Source organism: Solimicrobium silvestre, assembly GCF_002976435.1.
GTDB lineage: Bacteria > Pseudomonadota > Gammaproteobacteria > Burkholderiales > Burkholderiaceae_D > Solimicrobium > Solimicrobium silvestre.
Window position 1 is genome coordinate 146,671 of record NZ_PUGF01000009.1, and the last position, 26,316, is coordinate 172,986.

Consider the following 26,316-nt stretch of genomic DNA (forward strand, 5'->3'; position numbering starts at 1 on the left):
AGATGAAAAAAGGGACGTTTCAGTCCCTTTTTGACAATATAACTGTTCCTATCTAAAAGTGCGTCATATAATCATGTTTCACACAACAATTGTCGCAGGGTAACATTATGTCATAAGTGTTGCTTCTGCATCATTGATATTGCTAGCAAACAAGATAAACTTGCAAGGCTAAGTTCCTGATGTTAATGTGAAAAGCAGAATAATTATTTGGAGACAAGCAAATAGGAAAAGCATGCTACACAACATAGCTGTTTAATAATCCTATTGCATCTCTTGAGTTTGCCGCCAGTTCGGTTATACCCTCAATCAATCTTATGCCACAGAATATGCAACCGAAAAAATACGCAAGATTCGCTTCAATGGGTGTTAAAACGTTTAGTTTAGCGTTAGCTTCTTCGTGTCTGATCTATTCGGGAGCAGACGCAGCAGGTTTGGGCAAGTTAACTGTCCTCTCTGCGCTTGGACAGCCATTGCGAGCTGAAATTGAACTGACTTCGGTCACTCAAGACGATGCTGGTAACTTGGTTCCCAAATTAGCCAGTGCTGAAGCTTTCAAGCAAGCTAACATCGATTTTAATTCCAATTTATTGTCGTTACGCTTTGCAGTTGAAGAGCGTGGCTCTCGACATTTTGTATTGGTTACTTCAACGCAATCAGTCAATGAGCCATTTGTAGAAATCCTATTAGAATTAAATTCAAGTAGTGGTAAGTTAATCCGCGAATACACCATGCTGATTGACCCGCTTGAAATGCAGGCAAATAACTCTGCAACTAGTGTTAGTTCAGGTTCGGCTTCCAGATCCAGTCTTACATCAACGCCAATCACGCCAAGCTCCACAACTACAACGGCAAAATCGGCAGAACATGCCTCCAATGTTGTTGTGAATAAAAATGCGGGTCCGGCAGGTGATAAGGGCGCAAGCTACCAGATTAAAGCAGGCGATACCTTAGGTAAAATTGCAGATAAATTTAAACCTCAGGGTGTTTCTTTAGATCAGATGTTGGTTGCATTGCATCGCAATAATTCATCGGCTTTTATTAACGACAACATGAACTTGTTGCGTTCAGGCCGTATTTTAAGTATTCCTGACACTGCTGAGGTTGAGCGTACATCGCAATCTGAAGCCAAAAAAATTATTTTGGCTCAATCTGTTGACTTCAATACTTATCGCAATAAGGTTGCTAATCAAGTAGCACAGGCTCAACCTGAAAAAGCGGTTGAGACCAAAAAAACTGACAGCGGAAAAATTACAGCCAAGGTGACTGAGGCTCCAACGCCAATAAATGAGTCCAAAGATAAACTAAAATTATCTAAGGCTCAAATGCAAGATCAGGCTGATAAAAAAGCGCTGGAAGAAGATAAGATTGCGAAACAAAAAGCACTTGATGTGGCCAATGCGCGTGTTAAAGAGTTAGAGCAAAATACGGCGAAACTGCAAAGCATACTTGATCTTAAAAATAAAACCGCTCCAGTAGCCGCTCCTGTGAAAAATGTTGAGCCAGATCATTCTGCTTCAACACCAGCACTAGCGCCAGCGCCTACAACAGCATCTGCGCCAGCATCTTTGCCAGCTATTGAAGCTAGTGTTCCAGCATCTATGCCAGCGCACAAGCCTGTTCGTCCGCGCGTGCAAGCTGCACCAGTACCTGAGCCAACACCAGGATTCTTTGACGGCTGGCTGAAGTATTTGCCATATGGAGCAGGTGTGTTAGCGTTGCTTGGAGTAGCCGGAATTTACTCTAGTAAGCGCAAGAAAAAGCCTGAGCATTTTGATGATGAAAGTATTTTGACTGGTTCCAGCATGAAGGCCAATTCCTTATTTGGCTCTACTGGTGGTCAAAGTGTTGATACCAATAACAGCGTCTTTAACTCTAACTTTGCGCCTTCCGCCAGTCAGTTGGATGCGAATGAAGTTGATCCGGTAGCAGAAGCAGATGTGTATATTGCCTATGGCCGTGATGAGCAAGCGGAAGAGATTCTAAAAGAGGCTTTGCGTACCCAGCCAGATCGTCAGGCAGTGCGCGTTAAGCTGTTAGAAATATACGCTCATCGTAAAGATACCCGTACCTTTGAAACCGTAGCCAGTGAGCTTTATGGTATGACAGGTGGTGCTGGCGCAGATTGGGCGCAAGCGGCTTCTTTGGGTATCATTATCGACCCACAAAACCCATTGTATGCAGGCGGCCTTGCTGCTGAGCATTCATCGGTGTTAGGTGCATCAACGTTGCCGATTGAAAGTCTTGATCCTGAAGCGTTGTTAGGTAATTCTTTATCGCAACAAATGTTGGATTCAATTTCAGCCAAACACGATAGCAGTCATTCCTTAATGCTCGGTGATATTAATGATCGGACGCATAGAACGGATGAATTAGATGATGGTTTGGATTTTGACCTTGGTTTGACGACTGCAGCTGTCCCAGAAAATGAGTTCAAATCCTCGTTCTCATCGACTCCGGTCAAGGAAGATGCGCCAACCATCGCTATGCCTGCTCATGAAGCCAAGGAAAGTTTTGACATGGCCGACTTTGCTGTGGCTTTGCCACCAGAAACTCCTGCTGAAGAAATCATACCAATGATTCCAACTAAAACTGCTCCAGCAGCGCATGTTCAGCCTGACGCTGAAGAAATTGGAATGGATTTTGCCGCGTTGGATTTTGATTTTGATATTCCGAAATCTAAGCCAGAAGAGGTAGTGCAGGTTGAAACGCATACGCATCACGATGATGATATGTCGATGCTGGAAATGCCAACATCACATCAGCCTGAACAAGCTGCGCCATCATTTGATTTTGATTTGTCAGACATCGATTTGGAATTGCCTAAAGTGGCGACTGAGGCGCATCATGCAGAGCCAAGTTTTGCGCAAGCAAGCCCTGTTGAATCTAAACATGATGCAGCACCTCAAGCTCCTGTTGAAATAGTTTCGGAGGCTGAATATAGCGCAGAAATGGCGACGAAATTAGATTTGGCGGTTGCTTATCAAGAAATTGGTGATAAAGACGGTGCCCGCGAATTATTGGATGAAGTTCTTAAAGGCGGAAATCCAGAGCAAATCGCTCGTGCAAAAGCGATGATGCATGAAATGGCTTAATTGCTGGTAGGTGCTGGTATGACTGACTTTAGTCAGGCAGCAACATAAAAAACGGGCGCGGCATGATGCTAAGCGCCCGTTTTGCTTTATAGTGCTGCCATTATTTTTACTTAGGAATGCAATTGAAACGGATAGTATTAGGCGTTCAATATGACGGCAGACCTTGGCTCGGCTGGCAATCTCAGCCCAATGGTCAGACCGTGCAAGATATGCTTGAAAAGGCACTGCAAAGCATTGCTACGCAGCCGGTTAAAGTGTCATGTGCTGGAAGAACCGATGCTGGCGTTCATGCTTTAGAGCAAGTTGTGCATTTTGATACGGATATTGATCGCTCGCTTACTTCCTGGGTGCGTGGTGTCAATGCCCATTTACCTGAGTCTATTGCGGTGCGCTGGTCTAGCGAAATCGCTCAAGCCAGTGAGCCTGAATTGGAGTTTCATGCGCGATTCAGTGCCAGGGCGCGCACATACCACTATGTTTTATACAATCATCCTGTGAGATCGCCGTTACTTTCTGGCCGGGTCGGCTGGGTTTTTCGCCCATTAGATGAACAGAAAATGCAGGATGCTGCTCAGTATTTGGTTGGTGAGCATGATTTTTCCGCGTTTCGGGCAACTACCTGCCAAGCAAAATCGCCGGTTAAAACGATGCATGAAATTACTCTTCAACGCCAAGGTAACTTTATCTTCTTAACTTTACGTGCGAGTGCATTTTTGCACCATATGGTTAGAAATATAGTCGGCAGCTTGATAGCTGTCGGTGTGGGCAAATATGAGCCAGAATGGATGCAGGAGGTGCTGCAAACAGCTGACCGCAGCATTTCCGCCCCGACATTCATGCCGGATGGTTTATATCTGGCTAAAGTTGATTACGATCCAAAATGGAATTTACCTCAGCAAATTTCTTCCTTAAATTGGTTTGCTTAACAGGGGCGAGTGCATGGTTACGCGTATCAAAATTTGTGGGTTAACGAGAAAAAAAGACGTACAGGTCGCACTACAATTGGGCGCACATGCCCTGGGTTTTGTGTTTTATCCCAAAAGCCCACGCCTTGTCAGCGCAGAGCAGGCACGTGAATTAATTGCCTTGCTGCCGCCGTTTGTCACATCGGTAGGTTTGTTTGTGAATGCCACTGTCGAGCAAGTGCTGGCGGTATTGGCTGTTGCTCCAGTGAATGTATTGCAGTTTCACGGCGATGAAACTCCAGAGCAATGTCATGCTATAGCCCAAGCTGCACAGCGCCCATTTATTCGTGCTTTGCGGGTTAAAGATGACATGTGTGCCGATGATTTGTTACAATGCGAAACGCTCTACCGGGTTAGCAGTCCCTGGTTTAGCGGGTTATTATTAGATTCCTTCGTAGATAGTTTCGGTGGTAGTGGAAAGGTATTCGATTGGTCAGTTATCCCAAAAGAACTCGCACCTCGGGTCGTTTTAAGTGGTGGCTTAACCGCGCACAATGTCAGTGGCGCAGTGGTTCAACTACGCCCTTGGGCCGTTGACATCAGCAGTGGTGTTGAGTTGGCTAAGGGTATTAAAGATCCGGCTAAAATGCGCGCTTTTGTAAAAGCGGTGCAAATGGCCGACACTAATTTACCTGAGAACGAATATGCCCTCCAATATGAATCCCAATCAAAATCCGTCTAATACAGCTACTGCCGCTACCTCCCCGCATTACCAACTACCAGATGAGCGTGGACATTTCGGTATCTACGGCGGTAGCTTTGTTTCCGAAACATTAAGTCATGCGCTCAATCAGTTAACGGACGCGTATGCGTATTACTCGCAAGATGCTGAATTTCTTGCTGAATATCATAGCGAGTTAAAGCACTTCGTCGGTCGCCCATCCCCCATTTATCACGCTAAACGCTGGTCTTCAGAGTTAGGTGGTGCACAAATTTATTTGAAGCGCGAAGATCTTAATCATACCGGCGCGCACAAAATCAATAATGTAATTGGCCAAGCCTTATTGGCTAAACGCATGGGTAAGCCACGAGTGATTGCCGAAACCGGGGCAGGGCAGCACGGCGTAGCAACAGCCACTATTTGCGCACGATTCGGTTTGGAGTGCGTGGTATATATGGGCTCGGAAGACGTAGCCAGACAAGCGCAAAACGTGTATCGCATGAAGTTGTTGGGCGCGACTGTTGTGCCTGTTGATTCTGGTTCTAAAACACTTAAAGATGCGCTCAATGAAGCGATGCGCGATTGGGTTGCCAATGTTGACAATACCTTTTACATCATAGGCACCGTGGCTGGTCCGCACCCTTATCCTAAAATGGTCAGGGATTTTCAAGTTGTGATTGGTAATGAATGTCTGGTGCAAATGCCGGAAATGACTGGCCGGCAACCAGATGCGGTAATTGCTTGTGTCGGTGGTGGTTCGAATGCCATGGGTATTTTTCATCCCTATATCGACTACGCCGATGTGCAATTAATCGGTGTTGAAGCGGCTGGAGATGGTCTGGAAACCGGTCGTCATGCAGCGTCACTGACTGCTGGCTCACCTGGCGTGTTACATGGCAACCGTACTTACTTGCTGCAAGACAAAAATGGACAGGTAATTGAAACTCATTCGGTTTCAGCTGGCCTGGATTACCCCGGCGTAGGCCCAGAACACGCATGGCTTAAAGATTCGGGTCGGGCGCAATATGTCACGATTACCGACCAGGAGGCACTGAAGGCCTTCCATGATTGCTGTCGGATAGAAGGGATTATTCCTGCATTGGAATCAAGTCATGCGATTGCCTATGCGACCAAATTAGCGGCAACTTTAGCAAAAGATAAATTATTGCTGGTTAATTTATCCGGACGTGGTGATAAAGATATGCATACCGTTGCTCAACAAGCCGGTATTAAACTTTAACTCCAAGGAGAAATCATCATGTCCAGAATTAAAAATACTTTTGCCGAATTGGCAAAAAATGGCCGTAAAGGCTTGATACCATTTATCACCGCCGGCGATCCAAGTCCAGCGATAACCGTGCAATTAATGCATGCTTTAGTACGCGGCGGAGCAGACATTATCGAGCTCGGCGTACCATTTTCCGACCCAATGGCTGATGGTCCGGTGATTCAACGTGCTTCAGAACGTGCTTTAAAGCATGGTGTTGGACTAATTGATGTATTACAATGCGTTCGTGAATTCCGTGCGAGTAATAAAATAACACCGGTAGTATTAATGGGATACGCCAATCCTATTGAGCGCATGGGAATAGAATTATTTGTTTCTGAGTCAGCAAATGCTGGCGTAGATGGCGTGCTGGTAGTAGATTACCCTCCAGAAGAATGTGTTGCATATGCGGCTTGTATGAAAAAACACGGCTTGGATGTAATCTTTTTGTTGGCACCAACATCGACTGACCAGCGCATAGCGCAGGTTGCTCAAATTGCCAGCGGGTATGTGTATTATGTTTCGCTAAAAGGCGTCACCGGAAATAATGCAATTGATTTAAGTGAAGTTAATCGGATGTTGCCTAAGATTAAGCAACATGTGCAGGTGCCGGTAGCAGTTGGTTTTGGAGTTCGCGATGCGGCTACGGCTAAATTAATTTCTCATGTTGCCGATGCCGTTGTTATCGGTAGCCGGATTATTCAAGAGATTGAAACGCATGATGCAAACCTTGCACCGGATTTAATGCTTACATCGGTACAGGATTTTTTAAGCACTGTGCGGCAAGCAATGAATCAATAAATTGACCATGGCTGCATTCATAGGATGCAGCTAGTAAAGAGGAGAGAAAAATGAGTTGGTTAGAAAAATTACTGCCACCACGAATTCAACGTAATGATGCTGGTACGCGCAAGTCCATCCCTGAAGGACTGTGGGTTAAGTGTCCTTCTTGCGAAGCGGTTTTGTATCGCTCCGATTTGGAAGTGAATTTGCATGTCTGCCCTAAATGCAGCCACCACATGCGGATTAGTGCACGTGAACGTTTGGATAGCTTGTTAGACGTTGGCGGCCATTATGAAATTGGCCAAGAAACTTTGCCAGTCGACACCTTGAAATTCAAAGACAGTAAAAAATATCCTGACCGCTTAAAAGCTGCTATGGAATCCACTGGCGAAACCGACGCGTTAGTTGTAATTGGCGGCTCTATTATGAGTATGCCTGTCGTTGTTGCCTGTTTTGAATTCGGCTTCATGGCTGGTTCGATGGGTTCTGTCGTTGGTGAACGTTTTGTGCGTGGCGCTCAAGCGGCATTAGAACAAAAAGTTCCATTCATCTGCATCACCGCGACTGGTGGCGCACGTATGCAAGAAGGCTTGTTGTCGTTAATGCAGATGGCTAAAACAACCGCGATGCTGACCAAACTGTCCGAGAAAAAATTGCCGTTTATTTCGGTATTAACTGATCCGACTACTGGCGGTGTTTCGGCTTCGTTTGCCTTCATGGGCGATGTCGTCATGGCTGAACCTAAAGCGTTAATCGGCTTTGCCGGTGCACGCGTGATTGAAAATACCGTGCGCGAAAAATTGCCGGAAGGGTTTCAGCGCTCTGAGTTTTTATTGACTAAGGGTGCGATTGATATGATTGTAGATCGCCGTAAAATGCGTGAAGAAATCGCTAAATTACTCGCTTTATTACAAAGTCAGCCTGCAGAAGCGGTGGCATAAGCCAGCTTAGTACCAAATAAAACCACGGTGCGCCGTGGTTTTTTCATTACATCTTTAAAATAATGACAAATATCAACACCACATCTCTGTCTACTTTAGCCGACTGGTTAGCTCATTTAGAAACCGCACATCCAACTGTCATCGAACTTGGCCTGCAGCGTGTAGGCTCCGTTCGCGATCGTTTGGGCATTCAATTTGAATGCCCGGTTATTATTGTCGGGGGCACTAACGGCAAAGGTTCTACCTGTGCGATGTTGGAATCAATCTTAATGCAAGGCGGCTATAAAGTCGGCTTGTACACGTCACCGCATTTAATTCATTTTAATGAACGGGCCAGAATCAATGGTGTATCCGTTGCGGATGCTGAATTCGTTAGCGCTTTTGAACAAGTAGAAGAAGCGAAGCAAGATACATCATTGAGCTATTTTGAATTCACTATGCTGGCTTGCGTAAAAATCTTTGCCGATGCAAAACTCGATGTCGTGATATTAGAAGTCGGTTTAGGTGGTCGTTTAGACGCGGTGAATATATTTGATGCGGATGTCGCCATCATCACCAGCGTTGATATTGATCATGTTGAATATTTAGGCGACACCCGGGAAGCGATTGGATTTGAAAAAGCAGGGATTTTCCGGGCAGGGCGTACAGCCATTTGCTCTGACCCAGCTGCACCGCTTTCACTCATCGAACATGCGAATAAAATCGGCGCAGATTTATGGTTATTTAATCGTGACTTTAATTATTCTGGCGATAAGCAGCAATGGAATTTTGCCGGTCGTCAGCATCGCCGTCATTCACTCGCATATCCGAGCTTGCGTGGTGCAAACCAGTTATTAAATGCGTCTGCGGCATTAGCGGCATTAGAAGCTCTTCGCACCCGTTTGCCATTAGGTGCGCAGGAAGTTCGTAGTGGCTTGGTGATGGTTGATTTGCCAGGCAGATTCCAAGTGCTGCCAGGGGTGCCGGCTGTGGTTTTGGATGTGGCGCATAATCCTCATGCGGCGGCTACTTTGCATCAAAACCTGGATAATATGGGTTTTCATGCTTACACCTATGCAGTATTTGGAGCGATGCAAGATAAAGATATTGCAGGTGTTATCAGTCAGTTAAAAAATCAGATAGATCACTGGTGCTTAACAGACCTGCCGCTGCCTCGTGGCGCTACGGCGGAGCACATTCAGAGCCTATTAACTGAGCAAAATGTTGTAAATGACAAGGATCATAGTATTCAATGCTTTGAAAATCCAGCTTCCGCCTACACTTATGCCGTAAGTAAAGCAGGGGAAAATGATAGAATAGTGGTTTTCGGCTCATTCTTAACTGTTGCGGGTGTAATTCAGCAACGAAATGAGCAGCAATGACGCTGAAAATGGCTGGTTACGACGTTGTTTTTAATTCTGTATTTTAATCATTAATTAAACTGAAATTACGCATGAGCTTGTTTTCAATTTTTAGTAAAAAACAACCCGAAGTGACTTCCGTTGCCGAAGCTTTAGCTGGAACGGCTGATGCCACACCCGCTAAATCAAAAAGCCGTAAATCAGATACGCGACACACAGATGCACAAAATGAGCAGTTGGTGCCTGAAAAAAAACGGGCTCGACGCCGTTTAATCGGTGCCATTGCCATGGTGTTAGCAGTAGTTATTGGTTTGCCTATGGTGCTTGATTCAGAACCTAAGCCATTAAATAAAAACATCGTTATACAAATTCCATCTAAGGATGCAACGGTCGCTTCTCTGGATCCGAAAGAAGAGATTGTCCAGAATGGGCTACAAGTTGACACGCCGATACCAGCACCTACAGCACCTAAACAGCCGTCAGTGCCGCCAGTTGCTAAAGCTGCGCCAGATACAAGAACAATTACACCTGTAACGACTGTGGCGGAAGCCGCGCCTAAAACAAGCAAGCCAGAACCGAAGATTGAAACTAAGGCCGAAGCCAAAGTTGAAACAGCGCATTCCAGTGAAATGGTTGCTAAGAAAGAGGCGGCAGCCAAACCTAAAGCCGAATCTAAAGCTGACTTTAAAGCCGACCCTAAACCTTCCGATTCGCACGTCACCAGCGCCGATGAATCAGCTCGAGCGATGGCCATTTTAGGTGGTGCTGACACTAGCGCTAAAGCAACTGCCGTAACGTCTCGTATTGTCGTACAGGTTGGCGCGTTTGCGACCCAAGAAAAAGTAAATGAATTACAAAGCAAATTAACGTCTGCAGGGTTCAAATCCTTTACTCAAAAAGTAGCGACTGATTCTGGCGATAAAATTCGCGTAAGAATCGGCCCTTTTTCTGATAAAGACGCTGCTGATAAAGTTAAAACGCAATTGGAGAAATTAGGATTAACCGGTAAGTTGGTTCCCCTGTAGTGTAACGACATTATTTGTATGACTTTATTCGATTACCTGGTTTTATTTATATTAATTACATCAATCATCATCAGTACCATGCGCGGCCTGTTAAAGGAAATTTTATCCCTCGCCAGTTGGGTAATCGCTTTCTTGGTTGCTAACGCTTATGGTGCACAACTAGCTGAATTCATCCCACTGACCGAACAATCAATCCGACTGATAACGGCATTTGTTTCCTTGTTCATTGGCGTACGTTTGCTAATGTGGTTATTGACAATGGCACTCGACAGCATCATTACAGCGAGCGGATTAAAGTCGGTGGATAGAAGTTTAGGTAGCTTATTTGGCGCAGCGCGCGGTTGCGTGATTGTGTTGGCTTTAACGTTTGTGTGCGGAATGACAAATCTACCGCAACAAGCATTTTGGCGAGAAGCATTTTTTAGGCCAACTGTAGAAACAGCGGCATTGGTCGTTAAACCATTATTGCCGGGCTCATTTGCACGGTATGTCAATTTTTAATTCATTGTTTTAGGAGTCCACCATGTGTGGGATAGTCGGCGTAGTTTCAAATAGTATGGTCAACCAAGTGATTTACGATGCACTGTTATTGTTGCAGCATCGTGGTCAAGATGCTGCAGGTATCGCAACCAATCACAGCAGTTCGTTTGCTATGCATAAAGCAAATGGCTTGGTGCGAGATGTTTTCCGTACTCGCAATATGCGTTCTTTACCGGGCAATGTCGGTATCGGTCATGTGCGTTACCCAACCGCTGGATCAACCAGCGAAGAAGAGGCACAACCGTTTTATGTGAATGCCCCATTCGGCATTACGTTGGCGCATAACGGTAACCTGACCAATGCTGAACAGTTGAAAATTGAACTGTTCAAAAATGATCGTCGCCACATCAATACCGATTCCGATTCGGAAGTGTTATTGAATGTGTTAGCGCATGAAATTCAACAAGCTACCAGTTCCTACTCGTTAGATCCGGCAACTCTGTTTGGTGCAATTGCACGCTTGCATAACCGGGTACGTGGTGCTTATGCGGTGGTTGCGCAAATTGCCGGTTTCGGTTTGTTAGCGTTCCGCGATCCTTACGGTATTCGCCCTTTATGCCTTGGCGTATTGGAAACAGACAAAGGCGATGAATACATGATCGCCAGCGAATCTGTTGCCTTGGAAGGTTTGGGCTTTAGATTTGTCCGCGATGTTGAACCTGGTGAAGCGATCTTTATTGATGAAGATCACAAACTGTACAGTCAACAATGTGCTGAAAATCCTAGTCTTAATCCGTGTGCCTTTGAGTATGTCTACTTGGCACGTCCGGATTCAATAATCGACGGTGCTTCGGTGTATGCGACGCGTCTTAAAATGGGCGAATACTTGGCAGAACAAGTGCGTCATCATATGGCTTCCGGTGCCATTGACGTGGTTATGCCGATCCCTGATACATCGCGCCCATCGGCAATGCAATTAGCGCTTAAATTGAACCTGGATTATCGCGAAGGTTTTATTAAAAACCGCTACATTGGCCGTACGTTTATCATGCCGGGTAATGTGTCACGTCGTAAATCGGTACGTCAGAAACTCAACGCAATCGGTTCTGAATTTAAAGGCAAATCGGTATTGCTGGTGGATGACTCCATTGTACGCGGCACAACTAGTCGTGAAATCGTTCAAATGGCCCGTGAATCCGGCGCAACCCGGGTTATTTTTGCTTCTGCAGCACCTCCGGTTAAATTCCCGAATGTGTACGGTATTGATATGCCAACCCGTCAAGAGTTGATTGCCTATGGCCGCAGTAATGAAGAAATCTGCCGTGAAATTACGGCCGATGCATTGGTCTACCAGGAAGTATCAGCCATGCGTCGCGCAATTGCTGATGTGAATCCACGTCTTACTAGCTTGGAAGCGTCTTGTTTTGACGGCGAATACATTACTGGCGATATTACCCGTGATTATTTGGATAGATTGGAAGCTGCGCGCAATAGCCCGAATTCGATGACTGAAGATGGCGTACCTTCACAATTAAATTTAAATTTAGCTAAAGGCGAATAGTTCCTATGGCCGGATTCACCACCACGATTTTGCATAATGATCGCCAGAGTTTAATTGAACATGGTTCTGTTCATAAGCCGATTCACACCGCGGTGACCTACGGGTATTCCGATGCGCGTGAGTTGGCTGAGGTGTTTCAAGGCAAAAAAAGTGGTTACCGTTATGGTAGACAGGGGAATCCGACCGTAACAGCGTTAGAAGACAAGCTCACAAAAATGGAAGACGGCGTAGCCAGCCTGTGTTTTGCCAGTGGTATGGCAGCCATCGGCGCGCTACCGTTAGCGTTATTAAAGTCGGGAGACCACGTTGTTTCGTCGGCTTTTTTGTTTGGCAATACCAGTAATTTATGGCAAACAGCAGCTAATTTGGGTGTTGAGGTCAGCTTTGTTGATGCCACTAATGTTGCTAATGTCGAAGCGGCCATAACGAAGGCAACGCGCATGGTGTTTGTAGAAACCATCGCTAATCCACGTACCCAAGTTGTTGATTTGGCTCAAATTGGCGCACTTTGTCAGGCACGTGGAATTCTATTTGTGGTGGATAACACCATGACTTCGCCTTATCTGTTCCGCCCTAAAGCTGTTGGCGCAGGTCTGGTGATTAATTCTTTAACTAAAGCAATATCAGGGCATGGTGATGTCTTGGGCGGCTGTATTACCGATACTGGCGCGTATGACTGGCGTAACTATCCGAATATAGCAGTCAACTTTCAAAAGCAAGCGGTGCAGCAATGGGGAATTGCCCAGTTGCGCGCTAAATCTTTACGTGATTTTGGCGCTTGTTTGTCGCCCGATGCGGCACATCAAATTGCCATCGGTGCCGAAACTATGGCACTCCGAATTGATCGTCAATGTAGCAATACTAGTCAGCTAACAGAAATGTTGGCCGCACATCCAAAAGTAGCAGCAGTCTATTATCCTGGCCTGAAAAATCACCCTCAACATGGTTTGGCAAGTGAATTATTCAAAGCGCAGGGTTCTATTTTTAGTTTTGAATTAAACGCCGATATCGACTGTTTTGATTTTTTAAATCACCTAAAAATTGCCATCTCCGCAACCCACCTGGGCGATAATCGCACCTTGATTATTCCTGTAGCACACACCATTTTCTTTGAAATGGGTGCCGAACGTCGTGCTGCAATGGGTATTGCCGAGTCGTTGATTCGTGTTTCCGTTGGCATTGAAGATCCTGCCGATTTGTTATCTGATTTCAAGCAAGCCTTAGAGCTTTCCTGAAACTCGTTGAAATTCACCGAAGCTAGCTGTCCCTTTTAGGATAACCATGTTACTGCAATCCCTACGCATGACTTGGCGCGATTGGCGTGCCGGTGAATTACATTTTCTGTTAATCGCTTTAGTGATTGCCGTCGGTGCGCTCAGTTCCGTCGGCTTTTTTGTTGATCGGGTTAGCAGCGGTTTGCAACGCGATGCCAATCAATTGTTGGGCGCTGATTTGGTGATTAGCTCTGACGCACCGATCGGTAACAATCTGCGGGAGCCAACCAAAGGCTTACAACAAGCCGAAACCGCCAGCTTTGTCAGCATGGCTGTGAATAATGATGAGTCACTCAGCAAATTAGTGTCCGTTAAATCAGTTTCAGCTCAATATCCGTTGCGCGGTCACCTTACTTTAGACAGCGGTATTGCTCAGCAGCAGATTCCCGCATCGGGCACGGTCTGGGTTGATCAAGCCGTATTAACTGCGCTAAACACCCAACTCGGACAACGCCTTAAACTAGGTGACCAATTTTTCACCGTCAGCCATTTGATCCAAAACGAACCCGATCGCGGTTCAGCCTTCATTAATTTTGCTCCTCGAGTGATGTTGGCGGAAAGCGATTTAGCCGCAACTAACTTAATCCAGCCTGGCTCACGGGTAACTTATCGGCTGATGTTATCGGGCGCCGCCAAGCAAGTCAGTGCAACGCAAAAGACACTGGTAAAAATGATTGAAAGCCAGCAGTTAAAAGGCGTGAATTTAGAATCGCTGGAAACTGGCCGGCCAGAAATGAGCTCTACGCTAGACCGAGCCAAACAATTCTTATCCTTAGTTAGCTTGCTATCAGCGATGCTGGCCGCATTAGCGATTGCCTTGGCTGCACGCCGTTTTATGTTACGCCATATTGATGCTTGCGCCATGTTGCGTTGCCTGGGCATGACGCAAACACAAGTCACAACATTGTTTTTGATTGAATTTTTTACGCTAGGACTCGTCGCCAGCTTACTTGGCGCAGCGTTGGGCTACTTTGGACATTTAGCCTTACTCATCTGGTTGGGCAGTTTTATCAGTACCACTTTACCGGAACCCTCTGTATTACCGGCATTGCAGGGGATTGCGATCGGCATGTTGTTGTTGATCGGTTTCGCCATTCCACCTATTTTGCAACTGCGCAATGTTCCACATAACTTGATGGTGCGGCGCGAAACCGGTACGCCCCAAGCGCATACCATCTTCGCCTATCTGATTGGTGTCGTCATGTTTGCGATTTTGCTGGTCTGGCAAACCGGCAACGTTAAATTAGCGGGCTTTACCTTGCTGGGATTTTTAGTCGGCATGCTCGTTTTTGCAGTATGTGCCTGGGCTTTTTTACGCGCGATGAAACTCATGCGAGGCTGGTTTCATTTTCCGGCTTGGCGCTTCGCCATTAACGCATTGCAACGCCGTCCGGTTGCGAGCATCGTCCAAGTCGTGGCCTTGTCCTTGGGGCTAATGGCTTTATTGTTGCTGACTGCTATACGCGCCGATTTGCTGTCTGCCTGGCAGCAGGCAACGCCGGCTAACGCACCAAATCAATTCATTATTAACATTTTGCCGGAACAAAAAGAACCGATTGCTGCGCTGCTTGCTCAACACAAAGTAGACAATCCTGCGCTCTATCCGATGATACGTGGCCGTTTAATTGCCGTAAATGCCACATCAATTAGTGCTAAAGATTTTGAAGCCGACAACGCCAAGCGCATGATTGAGCGTGAATTTAACCTGTCAACAATGGCCCAAATGCAAAGCCATAACCGCTTAATTTCCGGTCAATGGTTTTCCGGCGACAAGCCAGAAGCATCTGTAGAAGAGGGCATCGCCAAAACGCTGCGCTTAAAACTAGGTGATAAATTGCGCTTTGATGTAGCGGGGCAGCAAATGGACGTGGATATTACCAGCATCCGTAAATTGGACTGGGGCTCGATGCAAGTCAATTTCTTTGTGATTATCAATCCCAAAAGCGCCGTTGGCTTGCCGCAAACTTTTATTACGGCTTTCCATCTGCCTGCCAATCAACCGGGGTTAATCGCCGAATTATCACGTGACTACCCGAATTTAACCATTGTTGATACCGGCGCGGTGCTGCTTCAGTTGCAGCACGTGTTGGATCAGGTTGTCGCTGCTGTGCAATTTTTATTCTTATTTACCTTGGCTTGCGGTTTACTGGTGTTGTATGCGGCGCTACAAAGTTCCCAGCAACAACGCTTGCAAGAAGCCAGTTTATTGCGTGCGTTAGGCGCATCCAAAAAGCAACTTTCCCAAGCGCAATGGATAGAATATGGCTTGCTGGGTAGTTTGGCCGGCTTGCTGGCAGCAAGTGGCGCGGCAGCAATCGGCTGGGTGTTGGCACATCAAGTGTTTGAATTTGCTTTCCATCCAAGCCCGGTATTATGGCTGTTTGGTTTAGTCGCAGGAGCACTGTGTGCCTTAATTGGCGGCTGGCTAGGTTTGCGGCATATATTGCGGCAACCGCCATTATTAAGCCTGCGCGAAGCATGAAAGTTGCCTCATTTTTTGCAAAATTTCTTTTATATCTATTTAACTTATCTCTGATTCAATGACTCAACATAGTGACAGCAGTACTCTTTACGAACAAATTGGCGGGGCAGAAAAACTACGCGAACTGGTCGACCGGTTTTATGACTTGATGTCGTTGGAAGCGGATTTTAACGGCATTTTAAAATTGCATCCAACACCCTTATCTGGCTCACGCGATAAATTATTCTGGTTTTTAAGCGGCTGGATGGGCGGGCCGGATTTGTATATTGAACAGTTTGGACATCCGCGCTTGCGCGCACGCCATTTACCCTATCAAATTGGTATTTCTGAACGTAATCAATGGCTCATCTGTATGTGTACAGCGATGCAAGACATGCAAATAGAAGAAAAACTTCGTGATCGTTTGCTACAGTCTTTTTATGAAACAGCGGATTGGATGCGTAATCGGGAAGGCTGATTTAGTCTCAGATTCACCAATACATTGAACCAAGAAATAATTTACTTTAATCGCAGCAACTTACGAGCCGTCAGGCCGACAAATAATGAAACCGATCCACGAAATTCTCCAATGGCAAGACGCCCAACAAACGCAGCACATTGTCTGGCGCGCCGAAAATGGAGTTACTGCGCCCAAAAAATTCATTGTTGCCGATGACACATTAACGGCAGATAGTGCCTACAAATTGGCGTGCGAAGGTTGTGGCCTGTTATGGCAGGGCGACTTTCAAAATGCCCGCCAATTATTACAAGCCTTAGCGCGACGCTGTGATCGCCCAGATAAAAAACCACGTAAAGCGGCAAAAGAAGCTGTTGAGCCGACATCGGCGCAAGTATTTAATTTGCACCGACAAGCTCAATCGCAACGCGCCCGAATTTTGGCGATGGTATTAATCCCCCTGAATTCTGATTACACAATTCCCCTAAAACGTGCGCCCAACGTGCTGGATGCCTGTACCGAAGCTTATGGAAAGCTGACTGAAGCAACGCCGAACTCCATCGTTTCTTTACGTGAACTGCAAGGCTTGATTGGCGCGCATGAATGGCGCAAAAAAGGTGTAGCGATTCCTGAACTGGAAGCCAATATTCATCCACATTACGGCGTTTTTTCTCCGGTGCGTGGCGAATACATCGGCCTGGTTGCGAATGCCGTATTGCCTAACACGCAACTCGCGTTTGATATTGGTACAGGGACTGGTGTGCTGGCTGCCGTACTAGCTAAACGCGGCGTGCAGCGCGTTATTGCAACCGACCAAGATCCACGCGCTTTAGCGTGCGCGCAAGAAAACCTGCAACGGCTCGGCTTTTTGAATCAGGTGCAACTGACTTCAGTCGACTTGTTTCCAGAGGGCAAAGCACCACTCATCGTTTGTAATCCACCGTGGGTTCCTGCGCGTCCTAGTTCACCGATTGAATACGCTATTTTCGATCCGGAAAGCCGCATGTTAAAAGGCTTTTTAGCGGGTTTAGCCGAGCATTTGGACGTAAATGGGGAAGGGTGGTTATTACTTTCCGACTTTGCCGAGCACTTAGGACTTCGTACCCGTGCAGAATTATTGCTGTGGATAGAGCAAGCCGGTTTGCAGGTGGCCGAACGCATTGACGTGAAGCCAACGCACCCTAAAGTAGTTGATCAGACCGATCCGTTACATACCGCCAGAGCCGCAGAAATAACTTCGTTATGGCGCTTAACAGCAAATTTATTAGCAACTAAGAGTAAATAAAGAAAGAAGAAACATGAACAAACCAGCACGAATTTTGACCTTTAAATGCAAAAAATGCGCAAAACCGGTACAGGTGTTTTTGCAAAAAGTTTCCGCATGCTCCCACATTCAGCCTTATCAAGGCATTTGCAAATGCGGTGAATTACATCGCCACGCTACAGGTCAGGCAGATGCCGTGACCTCGTTTATCAATTCGGCAGATAGCGATTGGTCCCACCATCATTAAACAAGCTATTTAGTTTAAAACATTCAATTACTTATTTAAGTAATTGAATTTAAACTATAAATTTTATTTCTTGCTCAGCCTAAAACAAGCGAACATGTTCAATATTAAAAAAATATCTCCCAATATGGCGGCAATGTTGGCCGTTTGTTTTAGCTTGACTGTTTTATCGAGTGATTTGGCCCACGCAGTTGACACCACGTCGTCAAATGCCACCACTGTTCCTCCAGCAACTGAGCTACTTATCCCAGACAGTGAAGCTTGGGCAATACACTGGCAAGCAACCAACATCACCCAAAAACATTCTGACTTCATCGCACCCTACAGCGGTACCAATAGCTTGAACCCACATGGTGGGATGGAAGAAACTACCGACACCACACTGTTCCTTGGATTACGTTTGTGGAGTGGCGCAGAAGTATGGCTTAACCCTGAAGTTGATCAAGGCTTTGGTTTTGACAATACGCTTGGAGTGGCTGGCTTTCCCAGTGGCGGCGCTTACAAAATTGGTGCCAATACACCTTATTTACGCTTCCCCAAATTATTCGTACGCCAGATAATTGCCTTAGATGGCACAAACGAAGCGATTGCCGCTGCGCCGAATCAGTTAGCTGGCAGCCAAACATCGAACAATGTCACGCTTACCGTCGGTAAATTTTCGGTAGTTGATATTTTTGATACCAACAGTTATGCGCACGATCCACGCGCCGACTTTTTAAACTGGTCTATTTTTGAAGCTGGTTCTTATGATTATGCGGCGGATCCATGGGGCTTTACCTTTGGTGCGGCCGCCGAATGGAACCAAGATTGGTGGACCTTACGGGCGGGATTTTTTCAATTGTCATCTGAGCCAAACGGGAAAATTACCCGTATCAACTTTGGAGAAAATTCCACCAACCTGGAAGTTGAAGCAAGGCATCAGTGGTTAGGCCATCCAGGGAAAATCAAACTACTCACCTGGATTAACCAGGGACGAATGGCTAGCTACCAAGATGCGGTTGCGCTTGGGCAAGCAACGAATTCAACGCCAGACGTTGCTTTAGTGCGTCGTTACAGCTCTCGCGCTGGTGTTGCTCTGAATATGGAACAGGAAATATCAAGCGATATAGGCGCTTTTGCGCGCCTTAGTGCTAATCGGGGTGACAAAGAAACTTATGAATTTAGCGATATTAACCAATCCATTTCGGCTGGCTTATCGATAAAAGGGGGGACTTGGGCTCGTGAGAATGACACGATTGGAATCGCTGTTGTAATGAACCGGATTTCTGGTGATGCTCAAAAATACTTTACTGCCGGAGGCTTAGGTTTGTTGATTGGTGATGGCAATTTGAACTATGCACCAGAAAAAATAGTGGAAATGTTTTACTCGATGCAATTCAGTTCCACTGCAACAGCGAGCGTCGATTATCAATATATTGCTAATCCGGCCTACAACCAAGATCGTGGCCCAGTGTCGGTTTATAGCCTTCGTCTACACGCCAATTTCTAATAGCTCACCCAATAACTAACTTAATTTATTAAATTAAGTTAGTTCATTAACCAATTGATTTAATTGGATTGATAGCTGGCTTGACTTTCATTTTTCATACCTAGCCCAAGCCCCGCAACTACGGCGGGAACCACTTGGCTGAGATGATTGGAAAATGCAAATAAATGCGGCAGCTGCAAGCCTTTTCGCGACCAGATTGCCTGAAAATCCAGTACCACATCCACCCCGGCTTTATCCGTGATGGGAAGCGCATGCTGGGTCTTGTCCGACACTTTGGACTTAGGCAAAATTGCCGCACCGATGCCAAGCATGGCCCATTCTTCCAGCACCTGATAACTCATGGCTTGGCCTGCATACTCGTTCAGTTTGCGACGATGACTGCGAAACAGCGCTCGAGTAGCACGTGACAGGCCGCAGCCGTCCGGGACCATCACATAGGTTTCGTCGGAAATATCTTTAAATTGCACCGATTGCGCATGTGGAGACTTGTGCAGTTCCGCCAGCCGGGGAATAAAAAGTAGCGGTTCCTGGTACAAAAAAGTGCTATCCCAGCTCCCTTTGTGGGTATTGGTAATCCCAAAAACAAAATCTAGCTGATCGCTATCCAACATGCGATACAGGTCTTCCATATTCATTTCGCGCAGCACTACATCAACAGCGGGGTTTTCACGCTGAAACGGTTCGATCATCAAACCAAGCAAATTCGCGTTAATGAGCGGTGAGGTGCCTATTCGTATCAAACGTTTTTCCGGCTGAAGAAATGCCTGAGCCTGATGCACCAGCGTAGCCTGTGCGCTTAGCACATCAATAATACAAGGCAGAATATGAATGCCGAATGCTGTTAGCGTCACTTTTCGTGTGGTGCGGACGAACAGGCGCTCGCCTAATTCCTCTTCAAACTGAGCAATTCCATTCGATAAAGTCGGCTGAGTGACAAAGCATTCTGCGGCAGCGGCAGTAAATGAGCCTGTAGTGGCGACGGCATGGGCAAAACGAAGTTGATTCAAATTCATGGTTTATTAATAGATTTATTGAATGAGTGGCATGTTGAATGACAATTTTTAAATAAGTTCACAAAAGAATATCCTACTTCTTAAGCGAACACCACGTTTGCGAGAGTTAGTAAATGAAGTAGCAAATGAAGTGAAAAATACATTCATCAACGACATATAAAGGAAATACCATGATTTATTTGCAAATCAGCCTGAACATTGCACCAATCAACCGTCCAGCAGCAGCCGCAATTTATAGCAAGTTCAAAAGTGCGTTCTTGGAACAGGTACCAGGCGCTAAGTCTAAAGAACTGTTGATACGGGATGAAGACGTTCAGGTACAGCACGGTTTTGATACGAGAGAAAACGCCAACGCTTATCTCCACAGCGCGCTCTTTACCAACGACGTGGTGGTTAGTTTGAAACCGCTGTTAGCGTCCGATCCAGACGTGCGTATCTACGCTGCGCACTAAAAGCAGATTCACAGCTTGAAAAAATTTAAATGTTAAACACCGGCTTATCGCAACGCGCGGTACTGCATTCTAACGATTTGCCTTGAGTCCAAAGTCCTGCCGCGGGCGTTCACCGACGCCTGTTGGCAAGGGGGCGAAGAAATCAGGGTGAATTTGTTGCTAGCCAATAGGCAGTTGAATACGTAACTCGCATTTGAGCACACACAAACTGTATTCTGATTTGGCTGATGGTAATATAAGGATTGAAATTACATGATTACAAATCACATTTGATTTGAATTGCAAGTAATTGATTTATTTGAATAAAATAAAAGAAAATCGCGTGGTGTATCAATAAATAAAATTACTGCTATAGTGAAATGACACATTGCTGTGTCTTGATATTCACGCGATTTATCCTCTGGGAGTGCCACATGCCCATGCTTTCTTCTGATGTTCCAATCCCTACTTTAAACTCACTAAATACATCGGCTTTCGACTATTGGACTGATACCGCCCAGCGTACATTGCTGTTCTGGGATGCCTTGCGCGAGCGCGGTAATGACTATATCGAGCATGAACAATCCGGCAAACCGCCAGTGCTGGTGTTTGATTACCAAATTATTCTTGATGCGCGCAAATTCACGCGCGCCGCAAATTACGCGCTGGCTGCGATACTGCCACCGGCTGGTTGCATTCCAACTGACTTGAATAAACGTCCGTTTGTCGTGATCGACCCACGCGCTGGACATGGCCCGGGTATTGGCGGTTTTAAAATGGACAGTGAAATCGGCATCGCACTTAAAGCCGGTCATCCTTGCTATTTCGTAATGTTCTTCCCGCATCCGGTGGAAGGGCAAACGATAGAGTGTGTAACCAATGCTGAGCGCCTGTTTCTTGACAAAGTCAACGAGCGACATCCACATGCGCCCGGCAAACCATTCGTCATCGGTAATTGCCAAGGCGGATGGGCGTTGATGATATTGGCTGCTCTTGCGCCGAACTCGGTTGGTCCAATCCTACTGGCCGGCTCGCCGATTTCCTATTGGGCAGGCGTCGAAGGCAAGAATCCGATGCGGTATATGGGCGGTTTATTGGGTGGAACTTGGGCTGCCTCGTTTGCTGGTGATTTAGGTAATGGGAAGTTTGATGGTGCCAATCTGGTCAATAATTTCGAAAAATTAGATCCTGGCAACACGCATTGGAGCAAGCTTTATGGCTTGTACGCCAATATTGATACCGAAAAGGAACGTTATCTTGAATTTGAACGCTGGTGGGGCGGGCATTTCCTGTTAAATAAAGAGGAAATGGAATGGATATCGCAAAATTTGTTTGTTGGAAACCGCCTGAGCGCAGGCGAGATAACGATCGACGGCGAAACAGTGAATCTGCGCAATATTCGCTCGCCCATCGTCGTTTTTGCGTCGTGGGGTGACAACATTACGCCGCCGCAACAGGCCTTGAACTGGATACCTGATTTATATGACAGTGCAGATGAAATTCGCGACAACGAACAAACTATTGTCTATTTTCTTCATGAGCAAATAGGGCACCTCGGCATTTTTGTCTCTTCCGGCGTGGCAAATCGCGAACACAGTGAATTTGCCAGCGCGCTTGATTTAATCGACGTCCTGCCGCCTGGCTTATACGAGGCGATCATCCGGGACACAACCCCAGATATGCCGGGATTATCCTTTGGCGATGATAAACACGTGATCCGATTCGAGCCGCGTGACGTCGCGGATATTCTGGCGTTAGGCGATGGGCGCGAAGGTGAGAAGGCCTTTGAATTGGTGCGGCACGTGGCTGAATTGAACCAGTCCATGTATGACAAATTCATGTCTCCTTTTGTGAAAATGTTTTCCAGTGAACTGACAGCAACATGTTTGCGGAACCTGAATTCGGCCAGATTAGAACGTTCGCTCATTTCGGACTCCAATCCGATGTTAAAAGCATTAAAACCACTAGCAGATATGGTGCGCGCCCAACGCAAGCCCATTGCCGCCGATAATCCTTGGCTAAAAGCGGAACAAAAAACTGCCGAGGCAATACGCAACTCCTGGGACAGTTATCGTGACAAGCGCGATGCCGGTTACGAAAAACTATTCAAAGCCATTTACGAATCGCCGCTAGTTGCAAGCATGAGTGGATACAACCAGGAAGAGGGAACCAGACACCGTTCAAACGATGAGCAAGACGAAAAAATGCGCCAACGGCGCGCTGAGCATGAATGCTGGTTTGAACAAGGCAGCGTAGAAACCGGCTTCCTGCGCTTATTAATCTTTGTCGCCAGTGGTAATGGGGTGATCGATGAACGTCCTTTTAATGGCATCCGGCGCTTGATGCTTGAAATCGGACTCGACAAAACCGTGAGCTTGCAACAATTAAAAGCGACCATTAAGCAGCAAACTTTTTTGGTGCGAATGGACGAACAGCGGGCATTGTCAGGTTTAACGGTGCTGCTTCCAAAGCCAGCCGAACGTCATCGCGCACTGAAATTGGCGCGTGAACTGCTCGAATTAAGCGGGCCGATTAGTGCGGAAAAAGAAGGGCGCTTGCAACGGGTTGCACATGTGCTGGATTTGGATAGTGATGTGGCCGTTAGCAAGAAAAAGGCGGTTCGCGCTAAATCGGTCGTGCCAAAAAAAGTGTCTAAATGAAAGTGCCAGATCGAATCAAAACTTAAAATCTCCCCATTTACATTTTTGGTTGCTATTTGATAAATTTAACTTAATTAACTGGCAAATCACCGCCAGTTGATAGACATTGATTTTATGAGGCGACTGCCCCTGTTGTGCTCGATGCCGCCAGATAGGATTTTCGAGTGCGGTCATTCATTTACAGGTGTAGTCCGAGAAATGAAATTCCTGCCAATCGCGTTATTCTATCGCCTTACTGCATAAACCAAACACTCTAATCCTCTAGGAGTGCTACGTGAATTCTGCAGATCTAGTTGTATCGCAGCGCCTTGGTGGTCAAGCAATCTTCGTCCACGTCCTGCAATGGCAGGAACCAGTGTTAAGTGCAATTCATCTACTAAGCCAGCTAGCAACAATGATTGAATTAAACTAATGCCATGTACACCGATCGTCTTGCCTGGTTGAGCTTTGAGTTTTCTTACGGCTCCTTCGAGGTCACCATCCAGTAGCGTTGAATTACGCCATTCCAAATTGCGTAAAGTGCTACTTACAACAATCTTCGGGTGCTTGTTGATAAAGGATGCAAACGGCTCAATTTTCGAGTCAGGCCAGAATTGTGACCATTCTTCGTATATCTTCCGCCCCATAAGAACGGTATCTTGTTCGGCAATATATTCTTCAGGGATGTCGCCATATAGGTCCGGGCGCATAAAAGTACTTGGCGCTTCGACGACGCCATCGAGCGAAATAAAAAGGTTGGCTGTCAATTTTCGCACTTTAGTTCCTCCTACTGGCCGAATCGCCCTAGCTACGGTAGATAGATTCGAGTTAAAAAAATAGATGCCGGGTTTTCAAACCAGTATCTACGGCCCTAACAAAATTTCAGCCAGTGTTTTCAGGTTTATCCCGGAAGGTATTCGGGTAATTCTCCCGCAAAAATCGCACTGCAGGATCGAACCTGTCATAAGCCGTTCCCTACACCGCTATTGGGACGGCTTGCCTTTGCTAGACCAAACCACCGATAGGATCTTCCAGTTTCCATCCACCGATTTCATCAATTGCCAGACTTTAACGCCGTGATTGAGCGTGACGCCTTCTTTCATGAATTCAAAGTCAGACATCACCCAGGCCAAATTGTCGTCCTGAGTAATCTTGACGTTATAAAATTTCTCTTCTATCGGGGATTTCTCGGTTTTCAATAGTTTGACAAATGTGCTGTACCCGTCTGGGTATGTCCCATCAAATGTCGTATCCCATCCGTTTTGCGCTTCCTTTATATCTTCCACGGGCCATGGCGACATGAACAAGACCTTGTTATTTAAGACCAAAGTCGAAAGCAATTTGGGATTCTTTGTTTTGATCGCCGTTCCAAAATCACCGATGAGCTTTGTGATCGAACTGAAATCTTCTGATGAGGTCGCGTGATTTTCCAAATATGACGGTGTGGCTGCGTTCGCGGAACCTGATTGAAACAAGACACAAGCTAGGACAGATACAAGAAATTTCATTGTTTTCTCAAAATCGGTTTGGTTGGTTTTCTTGCGTGCTGAGCTTTAGCCAATTTAGTTTCAGCCGAGGAATACTATCGAACATTCTGATTTTAAGATATGCCCTATTTAGGGCATTTTCATCAACAATTGAAGAAAATTGGCCGCGCATCCGACCGACTGGATTCAAGAACGACCTGGCTAAATCAACTAAAAATGAAACGGACTATCTATATAGTGCCGATAGTACTCAATAGCCCAGTACTTATTTTGAAATCCACGCTACATTACTATCTTGCAGACCAAGACCTTGCTTGAATCCGATTGGAAATTCAAGATGTGGCTTGCCTGCCCAGCCTCTTTCCACAAATAAGTTGTAGCCCTTTCCTGCTTTTTCATATCGAACAGCCGACAGCCAAATGCCATCCCAATCCCCAAGGTATTTCAAATCCTTGAGACTTTCTGGATAAACGCCATTTCTTGTTTTATGAAGCTCGATTAATGAAACTGCAGAGACAAAATTTTGCTGACCAAATTTTTCATCTGCTCCTGGAAAGGTAAAGTCACATCCTGCAACTAATATTGTGAATATCAGGATAAAAATAAGTCTCATATTTAGTATCTAACTTTGTTGTAGGTGATGAATTTTGTACTTACGCGCGTTCTTGAAAGTTGTGCCCGCAACGTGCCGAATGTTACCTGTTAAGGTGACAAATAATTAGCATGATGGGATTTATAAAAGAAAATTCCGGCAAATAAAATTCCGCATGGAGCTGCGATTATGCTCAGGATAGCCCACGGCTGTTGAATAAATAATGTTGGGTAATTGATACCAAAGTCAAATTTCCAATCCCAATATGCCTGCGTCAAAACATAACCACCAAAGCACCACGCTGTTATCAATAGTAAATATTTTTTGCGGAACACAAGAATGGTGCAAACGCACCAGATTGTGGCAATGATCACTCTTGGGAGTCCCATGACGATTGCGTCATAAATGATTAAAGCCATCGTAATATGCGGCTTACCAAACCATAAAAAATATTCTCTAGGAATGGCTATTGCGGCTAAATATCCTGAAACGTAGATAATTAGATTGCCAAGGACGATGCCAGAAATTACTGCAACAAATGCCGAAAGTATTTTCATATTTTTGAACCTTCACTTGAATAGTTGAATAGCCCAAGTCAGGCAGTAAAATCTTAGTTTGCAAAATCAGCGCCTACAGACGAAGGTCCGGAATGTGTGTCGAATCCACACTTTATTCTCAGGTTTGTAGAATCAAAACGGTAATCGAACGTTGGATTTACCATTGAATTGGACATATATTGGTGGTCTGCATGACCGTCGCCTTAGTGTCATATTTTGCTATTTTAATATTTTTTTGCTGCGGATATGTATCCTTACCACCATAGAGTTCAGTCTCGGTTAAGAGTGACATG

At 45.8% G+C, this 26,316-nt stretch carries 23 protein-coding genes; 18 read left to right on the forward strand and 5 right to left on the reverse strand.

All coding sequences use genetic code 11. The features are described from left to right. The first annotated feature begins 359 nt into the window (after positions 1-359). The 16 genes from S2091_RS11130 to S2091_RS11205 all read left to right on the forward strand — a co-directional run bounded on the left by S2091_RS11130 (position 360) and on the right by S2091_RS11205 (position 19,304). On the forward strand, positions 360-3,092 hold the full coding sequence (locus S2091_RS11130; protein WP_243405397.1) for a motility hub landmark protein FimV: 2,733 nt from the start codon (positions 360-362) through the stop codon (positions 3,090-3,092). 116 nt (positions 3,093-3,208) lie between these two features. Beyond that, complete coding sequence (truA, locus tag S2091_RS11135) at positions 3,209-4,018, forward strand: tRNA pseudouridine(38-40) synthase TruA (RefSeq protein ID WP_105531886.1); 810 nt, start codon at positions 3,209-3,211, stop codon at positions 4,016-4,018. Between the two features lie 13 nt (positions 4,019-4,031). Continuing rightward, positions 4,032-4,739, forward strand: a complete 708-nt coding sequence (locus tag S2091_RS11140) for a phosphoribosylanthranilate isomerase (RefSeq protein WP_105531887.1) — start codon at positions 4,032-4,034, stop codon at positions 4,737-4,739. Continuing rightward, a complete protein-coding gene (gene trpB, locus S2091_RS11145) occupies positions 4,714-5,958 on the forward strand; it encodes a tryptophan synthase subunit beta (protein ID WP_207769684.1) in 1,245 nt (414 codons plus the stop codon). Before S2091_RS11140 ends, trpB begins: the two co-directional genes overlap by 26 nt. An 18-nt stretch (positions 5,959-5,976) precedes the next feature. Continuing rightward, a complete protein-coding gene (gene trpA / locus S2091_RS11150; RefSeq protein WP_105531889.1) occupies positions 5,977-6,786 on the forward strand; it encodes a tryptophan synthase subunit alpha in 810 nt (269 codons plus the stop codon). 50 nt (positions 6,787-6,836) lie between these two features. Further along, complete coding sequence (gene accD, locus S2091_RS11155; protein ID WP_105531890.1) at positions 6,837-7,709, forward strand: acetyl-CoA carboxylase, carboxyltransferase subunit beta; 873 nt, start codon at positions 6,837-6,839, stop codon at positions 7,707-7,709. A gap of 62 nt (positions 7,710-7,771) precedes the next feature. Then, complete coding sequence (folC, locus tag S2091_RS11160; RefSeq protein WP_105531891.1) at positions 7,772-9,070, forward strand: bifunctional tetrahydrofolate synthase/dihydrofolate synthase; 1,299 nt, start codon at positions 7,772-7,774, stop codon at positions 9,068-9,070. A gap of 71 nt (positions 9,071-9,141) precedes the next feature. Beyond that, entirely contained in the window at positions 9,142-10,074 is a 933-nt protein-coding gene (locus S2091_RS11165) for an SPOR domain-containing protein (protein ID WP_105531892.1), read from the forward strand. A gap of 18 nt (positions 10,075-10,092) precedes the next feature. Beyond that, positions 10,093-10,575, forward strand: a complete 483-nt coding sequence (locus S2091_RS11170) for a CvpA family protein (protein ID WP_105531893.1) — start codon at positions 10,093-10,095, stop codon at positions 10,573-10,575. A 22-nt stretch (positions 10,576-10,597) separates the two neighbouring features. Further along, the gene (purF, locus tag S2091_RS11175) at positions 10,598-12,115 is read left to right on the forward strand and encodes an amidophosphoribosyltransferase (protein ID WP_105531894.1); all 1,518 of its coding nucleotides are present in this window, start codon (positions 10,598-10,600) and stop codon (positions 12,113-12,115) included. 5 nt (positions 12,116-12,120) lie between these two features. Beyond that, positions 12,121-13,350 (forward strand): cystathionine gamma-synthase family protein, encoded by a 1,230-nt coding sequence (locus tag S2091_RS11180; RefSeq protein WP_105531895.1) that lies wholly within the window; start codon positions 12,121-12,123, stop codon positions 13,348-13,350. A gap of 46 nt (positions 13,351-13,396) precedes the next feature. After that, positions 13,397-15,871, forward strand: coding sequence for an ABC transporter permease (locus S2091_RS11185; protein ID WP_105531896.1), 2,475 nt, complete (start codon positions 13,397-13,399; stop codon positions 15,869-15,871). Between the two features lie 58 nt (positions 15,872-15,929). Next, complete coding sequence (locus S2091_RS11190; protein WP_105531897.1) at positions 15,930-16,328, forward strand: group II truncated hemoglobin; 399 nt, start codon at positions 15,930-15,932, stop codon at positions 16,326-16,328. A gap of 85 nt (positions 16,329-16,413) precedes the next feature. Next, the gene (locus tag S2091_RS11195) at positions 16,414-17,592 is read left to right on the forward strand and encodes a methyltransferase (protein ID WP_105531898.1); all 1,179 of its coding nucleotides are present in this window, start codon (positions 16,414-16,416) and stop codon (positions 17,590-17,592) included. A 13-nt stretch (positions 17,593-17,605) separates the two neighbouring features. Then, positions 17,606-17,818: a hypothetical protein gene (locus tag S2091_RS24470; protein ID WP_105531899.1), complete on the forward strand. Its 213-nt coding sequence runs from the start codon at positions 17,606-17,608 to the stop codon at positions 17,816-17,818. Between the two features lie 94 nt (positions 17,819-17,912). Then, entirely contained in the window at positions 17,913-19,304 is a 1,392-nt protein-coding gene (locus S2091_RS11205) for a carbohydrate porin (protein WP_105531900.1), read from the forward strand. 59 nt (positions 19,305-19,363) lie between these two features. On the opposite strand, the gene S2091_RS11210 is transcribed toward S2091_RS11205, so the two are convergent. Continuing rightward, on the reverse strand, positions 19,364-20,317 hold the full coding sequence (locus tag S2091_RS11210; RefSeq protein WP_105531901.1) for a LysR family transcriptional regulator: 954 nt from the start codon (positions 20,315-20,317) through the stop codon (positions 19,364-19,366). 170 nt (positions 20,318-20,487) lie between these two features. Here S2091_RS11210 and S2091_RS11215 point away from each other — a divergent pair, with 170 nt between their 5' ends. Further along, on the forward strand, positions 20,488-20,769 hold the full coding sequence (locus tag S2091_RS11215; protein WP_105531902.1) for a hypothetical protein: 282 nt from the start codon (positions 20,488-20,490) through the stop codon (positions 20,767-20,769). Positions 20,770-21,182: 413 nt separating this feature from the next. Further along, on the forward strand, positions 21,183-23,408 hold the full coding sequence (locus S2091_RS11220; protein ID WP_207769682.1) for a DUF3141 domain-containing protein: 2,226 nt from the start codon (positions 21,183-21,185) through the stop codon (positions 23,406-23,408). A 224-nt stretch (positions 23,409-23,632) separates the two neighbouring features. Here S2091_RS11220 and S2091_RS11225 read toward each other — a convergent pair whose 3' ends face one another. The 4 genes from S2091_RS11225 to S2091_RS11240 form a co-directional block, all read right to left on the reverse strand. Next, positions 23,633-24,163 carry a dihydrofolate reductase family protein gene (locus tag S2091_RS11225; RefSeq protein WP_165794974.1) on the reverse strand — a complete coding sequence of 177 codons (531 nt, stop codon included), beginning with the start codon at positions 24,161-24,163 and terminating at the stop codon, positions 23,633-23,635. 207 nt (positions 24,164-24,370) lie between these two features. Further along, positions 24,371-24,895: a hypothetical protein gene (locus S2091_RS11230; RefSeq protein ID WP_105531904.1), complete on the reverse strand. Its 525-nt coding sequence runs from the start codon at positions 24,893-24,895 to the stop codon at positions 24,371-24,373. 244 nt (positions 24,896-25,139) lie between these two features. Then, positions 25,140-25,487, reverse strand: a complete 348-nt coding sequence (locus tag S2091_RS11235) for a hypothetical protein (protein ID WP_105531905.1) — start codon at positions 25,485-25,487, stop codon at positions 25,140-25,142. A gap of 89 nt (positions 25,488-25,576) precedes the next feature. Continuing rightward, a complete protein-coding gene (locus S2091_RS11240) occupies positions 25,577-26,023 on the reverse strand; it encodes a hypothetical protein (protein ID WP_105531906.1) in 447 nt (148 codons plus the stop codon). Positions 26,024-26,316: the final 293 nt, after the last annotated feature.